Annotated in this window: 16 protein-coding genes; 8 read left to right on the forward strand and 8 right to left on the reverse strand. The window is 69.8% G+C overall.

Annotation, left to right across the window (positions count from 1 at the left end; genetic code table 11):
- Positions 1–55 precede the first annotated feature (55 nt).
- Positions 56–910 (forward strand): LLM class F420-dependent oxidoreductase, encoded by an 855-nt coding sequence (locus tag OG430_RS28265; RefSeq protein WP_327355426.1) that lies wholly within the window; start codon positions 56–58, stop codon positions 908–910.
- A 112-nt stretch (positions 911–1022) separates the two neighbouring features.
- Positions 1023–1520, forward strand: coding sequence for a hypothetical protein (locus OG430_RS28270; RefSeq protein ID WP_327355427.1), 498 nt, complete (start codon positions 1023–1025; stop codon positions 1518–1520).
- 18 nt (positions 1521–1538) lie between these two features.
- On the opposite strand, the gene OG430_RS28275 is transcribed toward OG430_RS28270, so the two are convergent.
- Positions 1539–2876, reverse strand: a complete 1338-nt coding sequence (locus OG430_RS28275) for a radical SAM protein (protein ID WP_327355428.1) — start codon at positions 2874–2876, stop codon at positions 1539–1541.
- Positions 2877–3196: 320 nt separating this feature from the next.
- On the opposite strand from OG430_RS28275, the gene OG430_RS28280 reads away from it, so the two are divergent.
- From OG430_RS28280 to OG430_RS28290, 3 genes are all read left to right on the forward strand, one after another.
- On the forward strand, positions 3197–3538 hold the full coding sequence (locus OG430_RS28280; RefSeq protein WP_327355429.1) for a helix-turn-helix domain-containing protein: 342 nt from the start codon (positions 3197–3199) through the stop codon (positions 3536–3538).
- Positions 3539–3657: 119 nt separating this feature from the next.
- A complete protein-coding gene (locus tag OG430_RS28285) occupies positions 3658–3831 on the forward strand; it encodes a hypothetical protein (protein ID WP_327355430.1) in 174 nt (57 codons plus the stop codon).
- A gap of 76 nt (positions 3832–3907) precedes the next feature.
- Positions 3908–6511, forward strand: coding sequence for a bifunctional FO biosynthesis protein CofGH (locus OG430_RS28290; RefSeq protein WP_327355431.1), 2604 nt, complete (start codon positions 3908–3910; stop codon positions 6509–6511).
- A gap of 178 nt (positions 6512–6689) precedes the next feature.
- Here the strand turns inward: OG430_RS28290 and OG430_RS28295 are convergent, their stop codons facing one another.
- Both OG430_RS28295 and OG430_RS28300 read right to left on the reverse strand, forming a co-directional pair.
- Positions 6690–8123, reverse strand: a complete 1434-nt coding sequence (locus OG430_RS28295; RefSeq protein WP_327355432.1) for an FG-GAP and VCBS repeat-containing protein — start codon at positions 8121–8123, stop codon at positions 6690–6692.
- A gap of 128 nt (positions 8124–8251) precedes the next feature.
- Positions 8252–9316 carry a tyrosine-protein phosphatase gene (locus OG430_RS28300; RefSeq protein WP_327355433.1) on the reverse strand — a complete coding sequence of 355 codons (1065 nt, stop codon included), beginning with the start codon at positions 9314–9316 and terminating at the stop codon, positions 8252–8254.
- A 176-nt stretch (positions 9317–9492) separates the two neighbouring features.
- Here OG430_RS28300 and OG430_RS28305 point away from each other — a divergent pair, with 176 nt between their 5' ends.
- Both OG430_RS28305 and OG430_RS28310 read left to right on the forward strand, forming a co-directional pair.
- Positions 9493–10608, forward strand: a complete 1116-nt coding sequence (locus OG430_RS28305; RefSeq protein ID WP_327355434.1) for an ADP-ribosylglycohydrolase family protein — start codon at positions 9493–9495, stop codon at positions 10606–10608.
- A gap of 181 nt (positions 10609–10789) precedes the next feature.
- Positions 10790–11113, forward strand: a complete 324-nt coding sequence (locus tag OG430_RS28310; protein WP_327355435.1) for a hypothetical protein — start codon at positions 10790–10792, stop codon at positions 11111–11113.
- Between the two features lie 97 nt (positions 11114–11210).
- On the opposite strand, the gene OG430_RS28315 is transcribed toward OG430_RS28310, so the two are convergent.
- Both OG430_RS28315 and OG430_RS28320 read right to left on the reverse strand, forming a co-directional pair.
- On the reverse strand, positions 11211–12785 hold the full coding sequence (locus OG430_RS28315) for a sodium:solute symporter family protein (protein ID WP_327355436.1): 1575 nt from the start codon (positions 12783–12785) through the stop codon (positions 11211–11213).
- A gap of 224 nt (positions 12786–13009) precedes the next feature.
- Complete coding sequence (locus tag OG430_RS28320) at positions 13010–13792, reverse strand: SDR family oxidoreductase (RefSeq protein WP_327355437.1); 783 nt, start codon at positions 13790–13792, stop codon at positions 13010–13012.
- 115 nt (positions 13793–13907) lie between these two features.
- Between OG430_RS28320 and OG430_RS28325 the strand changes: the two genes are divergently transcribed.
- Positions 13908–14747: a hypothetical protein gene (locus OG430_RS28325; RefSeq protein ID WP_327355438.1), complete on the forward strand. Its 840-nt coding sequence runs from the start codon at positions 13908–13910 to the stop codon at positions 14745–14747.
- Between the two features lie 165 nt (positions 14748–14912).
- Here OG430_RS28325 and OG430_RS28330 read toward each other — a convergent pair whose 3' ends face one another.
- From OG430_RS28330 to OG430_RS28340, 3 genes are all read right to left on the reverse strand, one after another.
- Positions 14913–15122, reverse strand: a complete 210-nt coding sequence (locus tag OG430_RS28330) for a DUF397 domain-containing protein (protein ID WP_327355439.1) — start codon at positions 15120–15122, stop codon at positions 14913–14915.
- A gap of 203 nt (positions 15123–15325) precedes the next feature.
- The gene (locus OG430_RS28335) at positions 15326–16183 is read right to left on the reverse strand and encodes a helix-turn-helix domain-containing protein (protein WP_327355440.1); all 858 of its coding nucleotides are present in this window, start codon (positions 16181–16183) and stop codon (positions 15326–15328) included.
- A gap of 370 nt (positions 16184–16553) precedes the next feature.
- The gene (locus OG430_RS28340) at positions 16554–17291 is read right to left on the reverse strand and encodes a GOLPH3/VPS74 family protein (protein WP_327355441.1); all 738 of its coding nucleotides are present in this window, start codon (positions 17289–17291) and stop codon (positions 16554–16556) included.
- Between the last annotated feature and the right edge of the window lie 107 nt (positions 17292–17398).

Here is a 17398-nt window from a genome sequence, read left to right on the forward strand (position 1 = left end):
CAGAGGCCGCGCGGCTAGGAATTGACCCCCAGCATCCCGGCCCGGAGGCAGTCGCATGCGCATATCGACCACTATTTTCGCCACCGACGAGACGATCACGCCCGTCCGCCTGGCCCGGGCGCTGGAGGAACGCGGCTTCGCCGGGCTCTACCTCCCGGAGCACACTCACATCCCCGTCAGCCGTGAATCGCCCTACCCGGGCGGCCAACTCCCGCCCGAGACCGGCCGCATGCTCAACCCGTTCGTGGCACTGGCCCAGGCGGCAGCGGTCACCGAACGCCTCGGTCTCGGCACCAACATCACGCTCGTCGCGCAGCACGACCCGGTCGACCTGGCCAAGCAGATCGCGACCCTGGACCACCTCTCGGGCGGTCGCTTCACGCTCGGCCTCGGCTACGGCTGGAACCGCGAGGAGGCGGCCGACCACGGCGTGGACTGGCCGAAGCGGCGTGCGATCGTCCGGGACCGGATGGCGGTGATGCGGGCGCTGTGGTCGGAGCAACCCACCGCGTTCGAGGGCGAGTTCGGGAGCGTACGGGCGAGTGAGGCGCATCCGAAGCCGCTGCGGGAGCCGCGCCCGCGCAAGGAGGGTCCGCTGTACGGGCCGCGCACGGTGATCGGCGGGGCGACCGGGCCGAAGCTGTTCGGGGCGATCGCCGAGTACGCGGACGGCTGGATGCCCATCGGCGGGTCCGGTCTGCGCGAGACGCTGCCCGCGCTGCGCGCCGCCTGGGAGGAGGCGGGCCGGGACCCGGAGGGCCTGTACGTCGTCCTGTCCGCGGTCGAGCCCACGCCCGGAAAGCTGGACCACTACCGGGAGTTGGGCGTGGACGAGGTGCTGCTGCAGCTGCCGCCGCGCGGTGAGGCCGAGGTCATCGGCGTACTGGACGAATTCGCTCGCCATCTGTGATGGAGAGGGGAGGGCGGGCCATTCGAATGGCGGCGTCGAACAGGCGTCCCTCGGAGGCCTGGGCGAGGGTGAGGGGGTCTCGGGGACCGTCGCAGCACAGTGAGGAAGTCCCATGTACCGCGTTTCCCGGCTGGCTCAGCTCGCCCTCGTCACCGCCCTGACCTCGGCCGTCGCGGCCGGCGCCGCCGTGCCCGCGTTCGCCGCCGAGCCGGCGCCCGCCATGAGCGCCCCGGCCGACAACGACACCCGCGAGGCGGTGCGTGCCTTCCTCGCGGTGTACGCGCCCGAGCTCTCCGAGGCGCAGCGCAAGGAGATCGTCAAGGCCGCGGACAAGTCGGTGGCGGCGCTCGTGGCCCGGCCCGATCTGCAGGACATCCTGGGGCGGGCCCGGCAGTTCGCCACGCAGTGGCAGGCGCTGAAGCTCAGCGGCGGCGACGTGGAGAAGCTGGCGAAGGTCTTCGTCGAGGAGAGCGCCAAGGCGAAGCCGCTCAGCGCGGACGGCCGCAAGGCGGCGGACCAGATCACCGGGACGGCGGTGCAGGACATCGTGCACCTCGACGCCGTCGCCCAGCTGGTCACCAAGCTGGTGCCGGCCGCCCCGGTCCGCTGAGACCGGGGCGGAAACGGGCTACTCGACGGGTGTGGCCTCGGCGGCCGGGAGGCTGTCCATGAAGGAGCTGACCGAGAAGACCGCGTTGCCGGGGCCCGCCGGGCCGTAGCCGGGCGGGGAGGTCAGGCCGTGCTTCTCGAGCGTCGCGGCGTACGTCTCAAGCAGGCGGATGTGGTACTCCAGCGGGGCGCCCTGCGGGTTGGCCTTGCCGAGCGGGGTCGTCGGCTCGGGGCACCAGGTGGTGAACCGGGGGACGACCCCGTGCGACATGAAGAAGTTGAGGCCCTCCTCGGTGGAGGCGATGGCCTGGTCGACCGTGGTGAAGCCGTGCGGCGCGGCCATCTCGACGCCCGCGACGAAGTTCGGGATGACATTGCGGGCGCCGAACACCTCGGTGGAGTCCAGAATCCGCTTGTGCCACTCCTCGCGGCCGACGTAGCGCTCCTTGCCGGGGCAGTACAGCTCGAAGAGGTTCTTGTCCCAGACCTCGAAGTTCGGGTGGTAGATCTTGATCCCGTAGTCGTGGAAGCGCTGGACGTCGTCCTTGGGCAGCGCCTGGGCTACGACCTTGCCGATCCAGCGGTTCGGGAACATCTCCTCGATGGCCTTGGCGTAGCTGCCGTAGAAGTCGGCCTCGTCCTTGCCGCCGACCTTCGAGGTGATGGAGCCGCCGGTGAGGGTGTAGGCGGTGGACGCCTTCGCGGTGTCGTACTGGTCGATGATCTGGAGCGCTTCGAGGATCTCGTCGGACGGCTTCACTCCCGTGTACGGCCGTCCCGCCGCCTTGTGCTGGCGCCAGTTGTGGTTGATGTCGCAGTACTGGCACTCCTCCTTGGCGCCGAAGTACTGGCACACGCGGAAGACGGTGAGGTAGATCAGGTAGCCCCACTGGATCGTGGGCGCCACCTCCATCACGGACTTCCCGTTGGAGAGCTTGTGCTTGTAGTACTCGGGCATCGGGGGCAGCCCGACGTCGGAGATCCGCACCCCGTCGAGGTACAGCCCGAGGGACCCGTCCTCGCCGCCCTTCACGATGTACGGCGAATCCGGATTCACGCGTACGGAGACGACCGTGCGGCGCAGGTCGTACTGGCCGCCGGTGAGGACGATCTCCTCCGGGGGCCGGTTCAGGGCGGCCTGGCCCAGCTCGGGGAGGGTGCGGTGGTCGAAGGAGAAGATGAAGTACGACTTCGGCTTGACGTCACCGCCGGTCCCGTCGGCCCCGCCACTGAGCGCGGACTCGTCGAAGGCCATGCCGCCACGCAGCAGGTCTTCCTTGATCACGGCTTCCCGCGGGACGTGCGGGAAGCGCTCCATCAGATCTTCGACCAGGGCTGTGCGGGTTCGGGGCTCCATGTGTCCATTGGAGCAGAGTGGTGGGGCGGGGCTGCGCGGGGGCCCGGGGTGTGGGGGTGGAACAGGCCCCGGAGCTGGGGCGGGCGGGCCGGTATGCGGTCGGCGGCTATGTGCCGCTGATCACATGGGGTGTACGAAGGTGAGCTTGGCCCGAGCACCACGATGGCCCGATGCCGGTGTGCGGGCGCACCTGGAGGACCACGTACGTCGTTGTTGTGCTGTACGTACTTACGTCGCGGGTGACGCAGCCGGGTGCCGGCCGGGCATGGCCTTGCCCATGAGGAGTTCCTGCGGGTCGTCGAGGAAGGGGAAGTCTGACCATGAGCCACAGCCGATGGAAGACCCTGCGCGAGCGGAAGCTCGCCGAGGGGTTCAAGGAGCCGGCCGACGTTGCCGAGGCGCGGCACGAGATCCGGCTGTCCATGGCGCTGGCCAAGGCGGTGTACGACCGGCGGACCGAGCTCGGGCTCACCCAGACCCAGGTTGCCGAGCGGGCGGGCCTGACCCAGGCGAAGGTGTCGCGGATCGAGGGGTCCGACACCGTGCCGACGCTGCCCCTGCTCGCGAAGCTGGCCAGCGCGCTCGACGCGTCGCTGAACATCGCGCTTGACGACGACAACACCGAGGTCACCTTCACTGCGCACCGCCATGACGCAGCCTGAGGCCCGGCTCCTCGCGGCGTTCGCCGGGCCTGACGGTGGGCAGCCGCTGCCGAGCACCCTGGCCTCAGTGTTCCCGTGGGTCAGGCATTTGTCGGACGACGAGTTGCAGTCGTTCGCCCATGACGTCGCCACCGCGCTGCGGGGCCACGGAGTCGTCGGACCCGCAGACCGACCTGCACGGCATCATCGTGGAATGGCGCGCGACGGCCCGGATCCTCGCGGACCCGGAGCTCACCGCCCTGCTGACGCGGGACTACCCGGACGAGGACCACGGCGAAGTGTTCCCCCCATAAATTCCCGCCACCCCTGTGCTCCTCCCCATACCACCAGCCCGGATCCCTCCACTTGACCCGCTCGTATGCTCGACCCATGACGGATCAGCAGCCCCCGAGCACCCCCAGCACCCCGGCCGGGCCCACCGCCAACTCCATGCGCCGCGCCCTGAAACGGGCCCGCGACGGCGTCGCGCTCGACGTCTCCGAGGCGGCCGTGCTGCTGCAGGCCAGAGGGGCTGACCTCGACGACCTGACCGCCTCCGCCGCGCGCGTGCGCGACGCCGGGCTCGAGGCCGCGGGGCGGCCCGGCGTCATCACGTACAGCAAGAGCGTGTTCATCCCGCTCACCAAGCTGTGCCGCGACAAGTGCCACTACTGCACTTTCGCGACCGTCCCCGGCAAGCTGCGCCGGGCGGGGCACGGGATGTTCATGTCCCCGGACGAGGTGCTTGAGATCGCCCGTCGAGGGGCCGAACTCGGTTGCAAGGAAGCCCTGATCACCCTCGGGGACAAGCCGGAGGACCGGTGGCCCGAGGCCAGGGAGTGGCTGGACGCGGCCGGGTACGACGACACGATCGCGTACGTACGCGCCATCTCGATCAGGATCCTGGAGGAGACGGGACTGCTCCCGCACCTCAACCCGGGCGTCATGAGCTGGACCGACTTCCAGCGCCTCAAGCCCGTCGCGCCCAGCATGGGCATGATGCTGGAGACGACGGCCGAGCGGCTGTGGTCGGAGCCGGGCATGCCGCACTACGGGTCGCCCGACAAGGAACCGGCCGTACGGCTGCGGGTGTTGGAGGACGCTGGGCGTTCGTCCGTGCCCTTCACCAGTGGGCTGCTCATCGGGATCGGGGAGAACTACGAGGAGCGCGCCGAGTCGCTGTTCGCGCTACGCCGCGTCGCCCGCTCCTACCACGGCATCCAAGAGCTCATCATCCAGAACTTCCGCGCCAAGCCGGACACCGCGATGCGCGGCATGCCGGACGCGGAGCTCGACGACCTCGTCGCCACCGTTGCCGTCGCCCGGCACATCATGGGCCCGGCCGGCAATCTGCAGGCGCCGCCCAACCTCGTCGACGGCGAGTACGCCCGTCTCATCGGTGCGGGCATCGACGACTGGGGCGGCGTGTCCCCGGTGACGATCGACCACGTGAACCCGGAGAAGCCCTGGCCGGGGCTTGAGGTCCTTGCGGAGCAGTCCTCGGCGGCCGGGTTCGAGCTGCGCGAACGGCTCTGCGTCTACCCGGAGTTCGTGACGCGCGGCGAGCCCTGGCTCGACCCCCGCCTCCTTCCGCACGTACGTGCCCTCGCCGACCCGGAGACGGGTCTCGCGATCCCCGACGCGGTGGTCGAGGGCCACCCCTGGCAGGAGCCCGACGAAGGATTCACCGCCTCCTCCGGCCGCACCGACCTGCACCGCACCATCGACACCACCGGCCGCACCTCCGACCGCCGCGACGACTTCGACGAGGTCTACGGCGACTGGGAGGCGCTGCGCGAGGCGGCCGCGCCCGGCATGGTGCCGTCCCGCATCGACGGCGACGTACGCGCCGCCCTCGCCACGGCGGCCGACGACCCGACGAAGCTCACCGACGACGAGGCGCTCGCCCTGCTGCACGCGGACGGCCCGGCGCTCGACGCGCTCTGCCAAGTCGCCGACGACGTAAGGAAGTCGGTGGTCGGTGACGACGTGACGTACATCGTCACGCGGAACATCAACTTCACCAACGTCTGCTACACCGGCTGCCGCTTCTGCGCCTTCGCGCAGCGGAGGACGGATGCGGATGCGTACACCCTGTCGCTGGACCAGGTGGCCGACCGGGCCCAACAGGCCTGGGCAGTAGGGGCAGTTGAAGTCTGCATGCAGGGCGGCATTCATCCCGACCTGCCCGGCACGGCCTACTTCGACATCGCGAAGGCCGTGAAGGAACGCGTCCCCGGCATGCATGTGCACGCCTTCTCGCCGATGGAGGTCGTCAACGGCGCGACCCGGACCGGGCTTTCGATCCGCGAGTGGCTGCAGCAGGCCAAGGAGGCGGGCCTCGACTCGATCCCGGGGACGGCCGCCGAGATCCTCGACGACGAGGTGCGCTGGGTCCTGACGAAGGGCAAGCTGCCGACCGCGACCTGGATCGAGGTCATCAAGACCGCGCACGAGGTGGGGCTCAGGTCGAGCTCCACGATGATGTACGGGCATGTCGACCAGCCGCGGCACTGGCTCGGCCACTTCCGGACGCTGGCCGGCATTCAGCAGGAGACCGGTGGTTTCACGGAGTTCGTGACGCTGCCGTTCATCCACACCAACGCGCCGGTGTATCTGGCGGGCATCGCTCGGCCGGGGCCGACGGACCGCGACAACCGCGCGGTGATGGCGATGGCCCGGCTGCTGCTGCACCCGCACATCCCCAACATCCAGACCAGCTGGGTGAAGCTGGGCACGGAGGGGGCGGCGGAGATGCTGCGCTCGGGGGCGAACGACCTGGGCGGCACCCTGATGGAGGAGACCATCTCCCGGATGGCGGGCTCCAGTTACGGGTCCTATCGGTCGGTCAAGGACCTGGTCGCCATCGCGGAGGCGGCGGGGCGCCCGGCGAAGCCGCGTACGACCTTGTACGGGGAGGTGCCCGAGGAGCGGCAGCAGGCCGCTGTCGCTTCGGACGGCCATCTGCCGGAACTGCTGCCGGTGTTGGACTGACACGGCTGGCACGGCTGGCACGGCTGGCACGGCTGACACAGCGGCCCGGGGGCTGCCGGAGCGGATCCGGCAGCCCCCGGGCCGGGAGCTGTGGCTGACCTGACGGCCGGTCGTGATCCGCCGGAGGACCTGGCGGCCTCCGCCGGACAGGTCCTAGCGGTCTCCGCCGGGACAGACCCTAGCGGCCGCCGAGCTCGTACCCGAGCCGGCCGTACTTGGACTCCGTGGCGCCGAGGGCGGCGGGTCCGAACGAGGCGATGTTGGTCGTCACCGGGCCGTTCTTGCTGCCCCGGAAGAGCCAGAACGCGCCCGAGTCCTGCTGCGCCCCGTCCTCATTGATGGCCGCTACCGCCAGGTCCGCGCGGTTGTTGTTGTTCACGTCGAGCAGCAGCACCCGGGCCCCGAAGTAGTCCTCCGTCTCGGAGGCCCCCGGCACGTCGGCCGTGGACTGGTTGAAGGCCGTAGCGCCCGTGCCGCTCAGACCGGACGCGGCGCCCTTGAGCAGGACGACGCTTCCGGCGTCCTTCTTCGCGGCGGAACCCGAGCCGATGTCCTCGCCGGGCACGCCCACGGCGATGTCGTCGATGCCGTCGCCGGTCATGTCGCCGGCGGCGAGGTCGTAGCCGAACTGGTCGCCGCCGAAGTTCGTGGAGCCGTCCTCGGACTCGCCCACTCCGGGCACCCCGGGGCTGTCCTGGGTGATCACCTTCGTACGGGTGGAAAGGCCTGCTGCCGAGCCGTAGGTGACGGTGACGTTGCCGGCACCGTAGTCGTCGCCCTCCCACACGTCGCCGGTGTCGCGGAAGACGAAGTCGCCGAAGCCGTCGCCGTTCACGTCCCCGATCACGCCGTTCTGGAACGAGGTCACCTTCTTCGAGGTGTGGCTCGTGCCGTTCGCGCCGCCCGTCCAGAGCTTGCCGTTGTGCGCCATCTCCTCGAAGCCGTGGCTGGTGATGATCTCGTCGGCGCCGTCCCCGTTGATGTCGCCGACCACGAAGTCGTACGTCCCGGAGCCGTCGGCGTCCGAGGTCGCGATCACGTCGCTGCGGCTGGGGACGCCCGCACGGCTGAGCGGCCCGTACTGGATGGTCATGCCGATCGTGCCCTCCTCGTTCTCCGGGAACACGTCGGTGACGAGGTCGGCGTGGCCGTCGCCGTTGAAGTCCCCGCTTTCGAGGGTGTCGGGGCTGCCCGCCAGGGCGACGCCGGCCCCCAGGCCGTCCGCGGAACCCCACAGGATCACGCTGCCGAGCTGACCGGCCGCGGCCAGGTCGGTGTACCCGTCACCGTCGAAGTCGGCCACCGTGGTGTCGAACCCGAATGAGCCGTTCTCGGTGACGTCTCCGGGTACGCCCGGGGAGTCCTGGGTGAGCAGCACCCGGCCGCCCGCCCCGACTCCGCCGGAGCCTCCGTAGGACACGGAGATGTATCCGGCTTCCGCCGTCCCGGCCACGGTGCCGCCGGGGGCGGACACGGCGAGGTCGGCGAAGCCGTCCCCGTTGAAGTCGATCACGGGCCGCTCCGCCGCCGCGGCCGAGGACGGGCCGGCGACGGCGAGCGAGGCGGTGAGCGCGGTCGTCAGCGAGAGCGCGATGAGCAAGGGGCGGCGCACGAGTCCTCCGGTGTGGGGCAGGTAAAGGTGAACGTTGCTGCACCCAGGGGGACACGTGAGGTTGCCGGATGGTTGCGCCACGCCGACCGCAGGGTCGGTTCTCGGCCGCCGACCGCCGAGGCCGGTTCTCAGCCGACGAGCAACTCCCGCTTCAGCTCCCGCAGCTCCCGCCCGTCGACACCTATGCCCTTGTTCAGATACGTACGGAATGATCCATAACTGTCCCGGACTTCCTCGAAGCCCGAGTTGAGGTACTCGGCCCGCACGTCGAGCAGCGGCTTGTACACCTTGGCCTGGTCGGCCGGGAGGTGGGCGAGGGTCGCCTCGTTGGCCGCCTTGCGGTAGTCGTTGCTGGCCAGGTAGTCCGCCATGACCGTCTCGCGGGGTACGCCGAGCGCGGTGAGCAGGGCCGCGTTCGACCAGCCCGTGCGGTCCTTGCCTGCGGTGCAGTGGAAGAGGACGGCGGAGCCGCGGCCGTTGTCGCCGAAGCCCTGGAAGACCTTGCTGTACGCGGACTTGGCGCCGGTGCCCGACACCATCACCTGCTCCGCGTCGATCATGGCCTGTTCGGCCTCCGCCGCGGTCTTCGGCAGGGTGGTGAAGGCGGGGGAGCCCGCGAAGACATCGGCGACGACGTGCTGCGCGCCCGCCGGCACCCGGTCCGGGGCGTCCGTGCGCTCCTTCTCCATGCGCAGGTCGAAGACCGTGCGGATGCCGAGGCGGCGCAGCTCGGCCAGGTCGTCGGCGGTCAGCTTGTCCAGGGCGTCGGAGCGGTAGATCTCGCCCATCCTCACCCACTGGCCGGACGTGGTGCGATAGCCGCCCGCGTCACGGAAGTTGACCGTGCCGGACAGCTTGACCAGGCGGTCGGCGAGGCGGAGGGAGCCGCCGCGGCTCGGCACCAGGTCGAACCACTGCCGGTCGGCGGTGGGCAGACCGCGCACGGTGGCCTTGCCCTGGCCGGCACCCTCCGCAACGACCTTGCCGTTCGCGCGGATCTGCACGTGGCGGGTGCCGGGGGCGTTCCAGGTGATCTCGTACGAACCGTCGTCGGCGGCGGTCACCTCGGCATGGGTGAACGGGATGGCGCGCGCGTGGCCGTGCTGGGGATGGGCCGAGGCGGCAGGGGCGACGGACAGGCCGAGCAGGAGGGCGGCCGCGGCTGCGGAGGCGGCGTACGAGAGCTTCTTCATGGCTGGGATCGTTCGGGGTGGCGGGAAACCGCGGGTGAACGGCGGTCAAAAGTGGCCTGAAGGGCGACTGTTCACATAGCGCTCGGGCCCACAACTGATCGTTCCCGGTCGATTACAGTGCTGCGCCGGACGTGCTTTTTGAGCGCCTCCGAGAACTTCCGATGGGAGGGGGCGCGGTGAGCGCAGGAGTGACGGCCGTGTGGGGCCGGGCCGAGCAGCAGGACTTCCGCAGCCGGGTGCGGGGCACCCTGCTCGGGTCCGCTGTCGGCGACGCACTCGGTGCGCCCCTGACGGGGCTCACGCTGGCCGAGATACGCGCGGCACACGGGGTCGAGGGGCTGGAAGACCTCGCTCCGGCGTACGGCAGACGGGGCGCGGTCACGGCGGCGACCCAGCTCGTCCTGTTCACGGTCGACGGCCTCATCCGCGCCCAGGTGCGCCGCGACACCGGCGCCTGGCACCCGCCCACCGATGTCCACCGGGCCCATCTGCGCTGGGCGGTGACCCAGCACGAGTGGGGCCCCGACGAGCGCCGCAAGGACGACGGCTGGCTGGCCCGCGAGGAGTGGCTGTACGCCCGCCGCGACCCCGCCCGGGCCTGCCTGGTGGGGCTCGGGGACGAGCAGATGGGCACGCTGGAAGCGCCGAAGAACACCGGCGAGCGCGGGTCGGCGGCGGCCACGCGGTCGGCGCCGTTCGGGCTTCTGGTCGGCTGGGAGCCCCAGTTGGTGCTGCAGCTGGCGGTGGAGTGCGCCGTGCAGACGCACGGCCACCCGGCGGCCTCGCTGTCGGCGGGCGCCGTCGCGCTCATCGTGCACGGCCTCGCCCGCGGCGAATCACTGGACGGCGCCGTCCAGCGCACCCTGGCCCTGCTGGGCGAGCGGCCTGGCCACCAGCCGGTGACCCAGGCGCTCAAGGAGGCGCTCGGCGCGGTACGGCAGGGCATGCCGACCCCCGCCCGGGTCGAACTCCTCGCCGAGGAGGGCACGGCGGAGGCGACGCTCGGCGCGGCCGTGTACTGCGCCACGGTCTGCGAGGACATCCGCCACGGCCTGCGCCTCGCGGTCAACCACGGCGGCCCGTCCCCGGCGGTGGGCGCGCTCACGGGCGCGATCCTCGGCGCCCTGCACGGCGAAACGGCACTTCCGCCAGGGTGGGTGGCCGAGTTGGAGGGCCGAGCCTCGGTGCTGGAGCTCGCAGACGACTTCGCGATGGAGATGACCCAGGGGCCGGCGCTCCACGGGCCCGGGGGGTCCAGCCCGGGGTGGCTGGCTCGGTATCCGCGGGCCTGACAAAGTCAGCCCGTCCGGCGTTTGAGGACAGAGGCCGAAGGCCGATCTGGGGGCCAGGGGCGAAGCCCCAGTCGTCGAAGACTTCAGGGAAGGGGCGGGGAGGGGCAAAACTACCCGCCATCCGGCCCCGCCCCGCCGTGTCCCCTCGCTCGCCAACGCCCCGCCCGCCAGGGTCGACCCCATGAACAAGCTCATCGCCGCCCCCCTCCTCGCCCTCGCCCTCCTCGGCGCCACCGCCCCGCTCGCCACCGCGGACCCGTTCCCCGGCGCCCCCTCGGGCTCGGCCGTCCCCTTCGGCGCCCCCTTCCAGGGCGACGCCTTCCACGAGGACTTCTTCGCCCGCGCCCAGGCGCACCAGGAGTCGGAAGAGGCCGCCTGGACCGCGTACCCCTCGCTCCGCAACGCCCCGGGCCACTGCCCGCCCGGCGAGATGGGCGCCCCGGCCGACGCGTCCGGCCTGGTCGCGCAGAACGCCGACGTCGAGACCTCCCTCTTCGGCGGCTGACCGACCCCGGCAACGTACGACGCAAGACGCACGACCGAAGGGCCCGTCTCCTCCACGGAGACGGGCCCTTCGACGTGCGTGGACAGTCAGGGAGGGCTCAGCCCTCCCGCCCCACCACCTTCGCGTCCTGCGACTGAGCGGGCGCGGGCACCGCCGCGGCCGCCGCGTCCGGCCCCTCGTCATCGCCGTTGATCTTCGCGAGGAGCGCATCGCGCTCGGGGGTGTCCTCGGGCTTCACGAAGCCGATGACGATGTAGAGGACCAGCGACACCGCGAGCGGGATCGACACCTGGTACTGCAGCGGTACGCCGCCCTCGACGTTCCAGCTGATCGGGAAGTTGACCAGCCAGAAGGCGAGCAGCCCCATGGCCCAGCTGGTGAGCGCCGCGGTCGGGCCCGAGCGGCGGAACGTCTTCAGGAGCCCCAGCATCATCGGGATCGCGATCGGGCCCATCAGGCCCGCCACCCACTTGATGACGACCGTGATGATGTCCTTGAAGGTGGGGGAGTTGACCTGCGTGGCCACCGCCATGGACAGGCCGAGGAACGCCACCGTCGTCAGGCGTGCCGCGAGCAGCCCGGCCCGGTCGTTCCAGCCGCGGGCCGCCTTGGAGATCACCGGGGCCACATCGCGGGTGAAGACGGCGGCGATGGCGTTGGCGTCGGAGGAGCACATTGCCATGGTGTGAGAGAAGAAGCCCACGATGACCAGGCCCAACAGGCCGTGCGGCAGCAGCTGTTCCGTCATCAGGGCGTACGAGTCCGAACCGTCCGGCTTCTGCGCGTCGACGAGCAGCGGCGACATCCACATCGGGAAGAACAGGACCACCGGCCAGACCAGCCAGAGGATCGCGGAGAGGCGGGCCGAGCGGGTGGCCTCCTTGGCGTTGGCCGTCGCCATGTAGCGCTGGGCCTGGTTGAGCATGCCGCCGTTGTACTCGAAGAGCTTGATGAAGAGGAAGGCGAGCAGGAAGACCGTTCCGTACGGGCCGACCAGGGGCTTTCCGTGTCCCTGCAGGGCCGGCTCGTCCCAGACCCCGAAGAAGCCGCCGTAGTCGCCGAGCTTGGCGACCACGGCGATGAACATGGCCACACCGGCGAGCAGTTGGATCACGAACTGGCCGAGCTCGGTGAGCGCGTCGGCCCACAGGCCGCCGATCGTGCAGTAGATGCCGGTGATGACGCCGGTGATGAGGATGCCCTGGTTGAGCGAGATCCCGGTGAAGACGGAGAGCAGCGTGGCGATCGCGGCCCACTTGGCGCCCACGTCGACGATCTTCAGGAGCATCCCGGACCAGGCCAGCGCCTGCTGCGTCTTGAGGTTGTAGCGGTTCTTCAAGTACTCGAGCGGCGAGGCCACATGGAGGCGGGAGCGCAGCCGGTTGATGCGCGGCGCGAACAGCTTGGCGCCGATCGCGATGCCGAGTGCGATGGGGAAGGACCAGGTGACGAAGGACGTGACCCCGTAGGTGTACGCGATGCCCGCGTACCCGGTGAACATCACCGCGCTGTAGCCGGACATGTGGTGCGAGATCCCGGACAGCCACCACGGCATCTTGCCGCCGGCCGTGAAGAAGTCGCTGACGTTGTCCACGCGCTTGTGGGACCACACACCGATCGCGACCATCACGCCGAAGTAGCCGATGAGCACGGCCCAGTCGAGACTGTTCATGTCCCCCTCCAGGGGTACGTGGTCCGCCTTGTGAACGCCCGCTCATGGTGGGTTCGGTCACACAGGGACGACAACCGCTAGTGAGGTCAAGGGACAGTAAAATCGTTCTACTTGATGACCTCTGTTCATGTACGTGACTCACTGAGGCGCACAAAAACGGCCGTACGGGACAGGTCCCGTACGGCCGTTCACGTATTTCGGAGTCTGTGAGCTCCCGAGGTTCGCTAGCGCATCAGCTCGCCCGCGTTCACCAGGAGCGACTGCCCCGTGATGGCCCGCGCCCGGTCCGAGGACAGGAAGGCGCACGCGTCCGCCACGTCCCCGTCCGTCGCCAGCTCGGGCAGCGCCATCCGGTTGGTCAGCCGGGCCAGGACCTCCTCCTCCGGTACGCCCTCGGTGTGCGCGGTGAACTGGACGAAGGCCTCGACCGGCGGACCCCACATCCAGCCCGGCAGCACGGTGTTGACCCGGATCCGGTCCCGGCCGAGCTCCCGGGCGAGGGAGTACATGGCCGAGGTGAGCGCCCCCTTGGAGGCCGCGTACGCCGCCTGGTGCACCTCGCTCGGCGCGGCCACCGACGACTGCGTACCGACGATGACGACCGAACCGCCGCGCTCCTTCAGGGCCGGCAGGCAGGCCCGGGTCATCCGCAGCGTGCCGAGCAGATTGACGTCGACGACGCCCTTCCAGGTGTCGAAGTCCGCGTCCGCGAGCCCGCCGAAGTAGCTGTCCCAGGCGGCGACATGGACCACCGCGTCGATCCGCCCGAACTTCTCCAGGGCGAGCGCGGCGAGCGCCTCGCACTGCCGCTCGTCGGTGATGTCGGTCGACCGGTACGCGGTGTGCTTGCCGTCGGGGTCGATCTCGGCGGCGGACTTGGCGAGGTTCGCCTCCGTACGCGCCCCGAGCACGGCGTTGCCCCCGTCGCGCACCACGGCCGCGGCCACCTCATGGCCGAGTCCGGCGCCGACCCCGGAGACGATCACGGTCTTTCCCTCGAGCAGCACGGGCCCCTCCGGAGTGACATCGAGCGGCTGTCGCCGCGGGCTGTGAGCAGTCTGGTGAATTTGCTGACGGGGCGTCAGAGTAGGTCCGTCCAGCGGAGGAAGGAAGGGGAGCGTCATGGGTGAAGAGACCCGCAGCGAGGTGTACGCCGAACTGGCGAGCGTCGGTCCGTACGGTGTGCATCCCGGGCATGCGCTGATCACGATGGTCGAGCCGCACGCCGGGCACGAGCACGCGTACAACCGCTGGTACGAGGACGACCACTACTACGCCGGTGCGATGGCCATGCCCTGGATGTACGCCGGGCGCCGCTGGGTCGCCACGCGCGAGCTCCAACTCCTGCGCTATCCCGAGAAGTCGGCGGTCGCCCAGCCGGTTACCGCGGGCTGCTACATCTCGACGTACTGGGTGACCGAGGGGCGTTACGACGACCACATGAAGTGGACCGTCGGCATCAACAAGAGGCTCAACCGCGACGGCCGCGTCTACCAGGACCGTACGCACGTCTTCACCTCCTTCCAGGACCACGCGGCCACCGTCTACCGGGACGGGGCGGCGGGGCCGCGCGACTTCCACGCGCTCGACCACCCCTATCAGGGGCTGATCGTCGAGGTCATCGATGCCGAAGGGCCCGAGCAGCGCGAGGAGTTGCTGGAGTGGCTGCGGTCCCGGCATCTGCCGGGCAAGCTCGCCGGGTCGCCGGGCGCGATGGTGGTGATCTTCAAGCCGACGCCGCTGCCGGGGGACCGGATGACGTATGTGAAGCAGGTCGAGGGCGTCGACACCCGGCTCACCCTGCTGTGGTTCCTGGGGGTCGACCCCCGGGAGCGCTGGGAGGGGCAGTTCGGCTCGCGGGTGGAGGAAGTGGCCGAGTCGGGGCTTGGGCGCGTCGAGTTGGTGGCGCCCTTCATTCCGACGGTGCCGGGCACGGACACGTACGTCGACCAGCTCAGGTAGCGGGGCGGCAGGGGGTTCGGCGGGCTGCGGGCAGAGCCTCCGGGCTGCGGGCAGAGCCGAGCCCCCTCGGCCGGGACGGCGGGCCAGTCGAGAGGGCTCTATCGGTGGTGCTTATTGAATTGTCCGGTATCTCAGGTATCACCGGTCTCGCCGGTATCACCGTAATCAGCCGAGGTCGAAAGCCCCACGGCTGACCTGGCCGACGAATGCGTTCCAGGAGTTGCTCTCGAACGCGAGGGACGGGCCCGTGGGGACCTTTGAGTCACGTACGGCGATCTCGTGCATCTCGGGGGACTTGACCTCTACACAGGCGCCGTTTCCGGTGGAGTAGGAGGACTTGGTCCACGTGCTTGTCACGCCCTGCTGAATTGCCATGTTCGCTCCGCTTGGCAGTTGTCGGTGAGTTGCCGTGCCAACTGAGGTGTTGGCGTGATCGACGCTACTCGCCAACATCGGTGCGCGAAGAGGTCATTCACTCGACCGGATGGCATATACCGGATGGGTCTTCCGCGCCGACGCGGCGAAGGTGTACCGTGCGGCGCCTTCCCGTGAGGGCCCGATTTATGCCGTGGGCCCGGTCAGCGGGCGTACTCTTTTGCGATGTCCGAAATGAACTGCCGCGTCTGATCCACATTCAGGGCCTGGGCCCGCAGGTGTTCGTACATAACGCTGTATTTCTGGACGTCATTCGCTTTTTCCAGATACAGGTCGCTGGTCACACCCTCGATGTAGACCACGCTCGAATCGGCGGCGTCGGGGAACTCGAGAACCGCGTACTGGCCGTTCACCCCGGGATGCGCGCCCATGCTGAACGGCATCACCTGCACCGTGACATGCGGCAGTTGCGACATTTCCACGAGGTACTCGAGCTGCTCGATCATCAATTGTCGGCCGCCCACCACGCGTTTCAGCGCCGCCTCGTCGAGAACGGCCCACAGACGCAGCGGCGCTTCGCTGGAATTGATGCGCTCCTGGCGGCGCATCCGCACCTGGACGCGCTTGTCGATGTCGCTCTGCGCCGTCTCCGGAAGCGCTCCGGTGATCATTGCCTCGGCGTAGGCGCGGGTCTGCAGCAGGCCGGGCACGACCTGCGGCTCGTACACCCGCAGCGAGGCGGCGTCGGTCTCGAGTCCGATGTAGACGCTGTACGGAATGTCGCCGAAGGCGTGCCACCAACCTTGCTGGCGGCTGTCCTTGGCCATCTGCATCAGCCCGTCGATGACGCGCTGGTCCTCGACCTCGTAGACGCCGCACAGGTCGCGGACATCGCGCTGGCTGATGCTGCGCCGGCCGTTCTCGAGGCGGCTGATCTTCGACTGGGAGACCAGGAGCTTGTCCGCCACCTCCTCGGCCGTCATGCCTTTGAGCTCGCGGAGCCGACGGAGCTCCTGGCCCAATCGGCGTCGCCTGACGGTGGGATTGACACTGGACGCCACGGGACGTGCACCTCCGGCTACGTGCCTCTACTTTGCGTATCTGCTGTTCAGCAGATTGCCACCAAGAGGCCTTATACCGCTGGGAAACAGCGGATGCCATGCGTTCCGGGGCCGGTTGAGGGCGCTCGATGCGCACGGGGCTCCACATGCGGACGCGCGGGGCGGTGACCGGCGATGTCTTCGACGACGGCGATGCCTTGCGACATCGCGGCGTCCAGGACGTCCGGTCACCGCCCCGCGCGGTCCAGCGGCTCCCGAACCGGGTCTTGGGGACTGCGGTGCGGCTTGACGCGTGGTGCGGGTGGTGCGGTGGTGCTGGGACTTGCTGAACTGCGCGTGCTGGACTGCTGGTACGGGAATGCCGGTTGACTCAGTGCGCCACGGCCCGCGCCATGGAGCCGCGGTGCGGCTGCATGGGAACGGCGTCCGCGGTGGCCCTGGCCGGCGGACGGCCGCCCGGGGCCGGCGAACGACGTGGCTGTGCCGCCACACCGTTCTGAACGTCCATCACGGCGTGTGCCACGAGGCCGCCCATGGGGTCGTGCCTGATCAGATCCCGGAGCCTGGAGCGCGATGAACGCCCCTCGTTCCCGGGATAGAGGTGCTTGCCGAGTCCGACCGCGTGGGCCAGTGCGGCGAGCGCCGCGGTCCGCGGGTCCGGCGGTACGCCGGTGCGGATCGCGCTGTCCAGCCGGGCTCGGATCTCCCGGCTGATGTCCGTGTCCGTCGCTTGGTAGCGAGTCGTCGGCAGCACCCCGCACATCTGTCCCGCCACGGCATGGACCATGCCGCACCGTTCGAGATGCGAGAGATACGTCTGGCGGAGCCCCAGTCGGGGCCCGCCGATCCAGTGGACTGCCCGGACCGGTGCGCCGCGGCGGCGCAACAGCTCCAGTGCACAGTCCAGAGTCGGATCTCCGGTCGGCCGTGGTACTACCACGGCGATACGATCCCCGTCAGGGGCTATCCGTCCGGCCAGTGCCAGCTCCACTAGCTGTGCTCCGGCCAGACCGAGGTCGAGCGACTGCGGCTGCGCTGTGGTACCCGTGGCCGGGTCCAAAGCGAGAAGCAGAAGCTCCTCCGGAATCGTTCTGCGGCTCTTGCCCATCCATGCCTCCCCGCGTGGATGAATGACAGGGTGACCCCTCTCACATTCATCTGTCGAGAGTGCGTGACCGCTATGTACGGGAACCAGTAGGTATGTCGTTCTCGTCT

This window comes from Streptomyces sp. NBC_01304 (assembly GCF_035975855.1).
GTDB lineage: Bacteria > Actinomycetota > Actinomycetes > Streptomycetales > Streptomycetaceae > Streptomyces.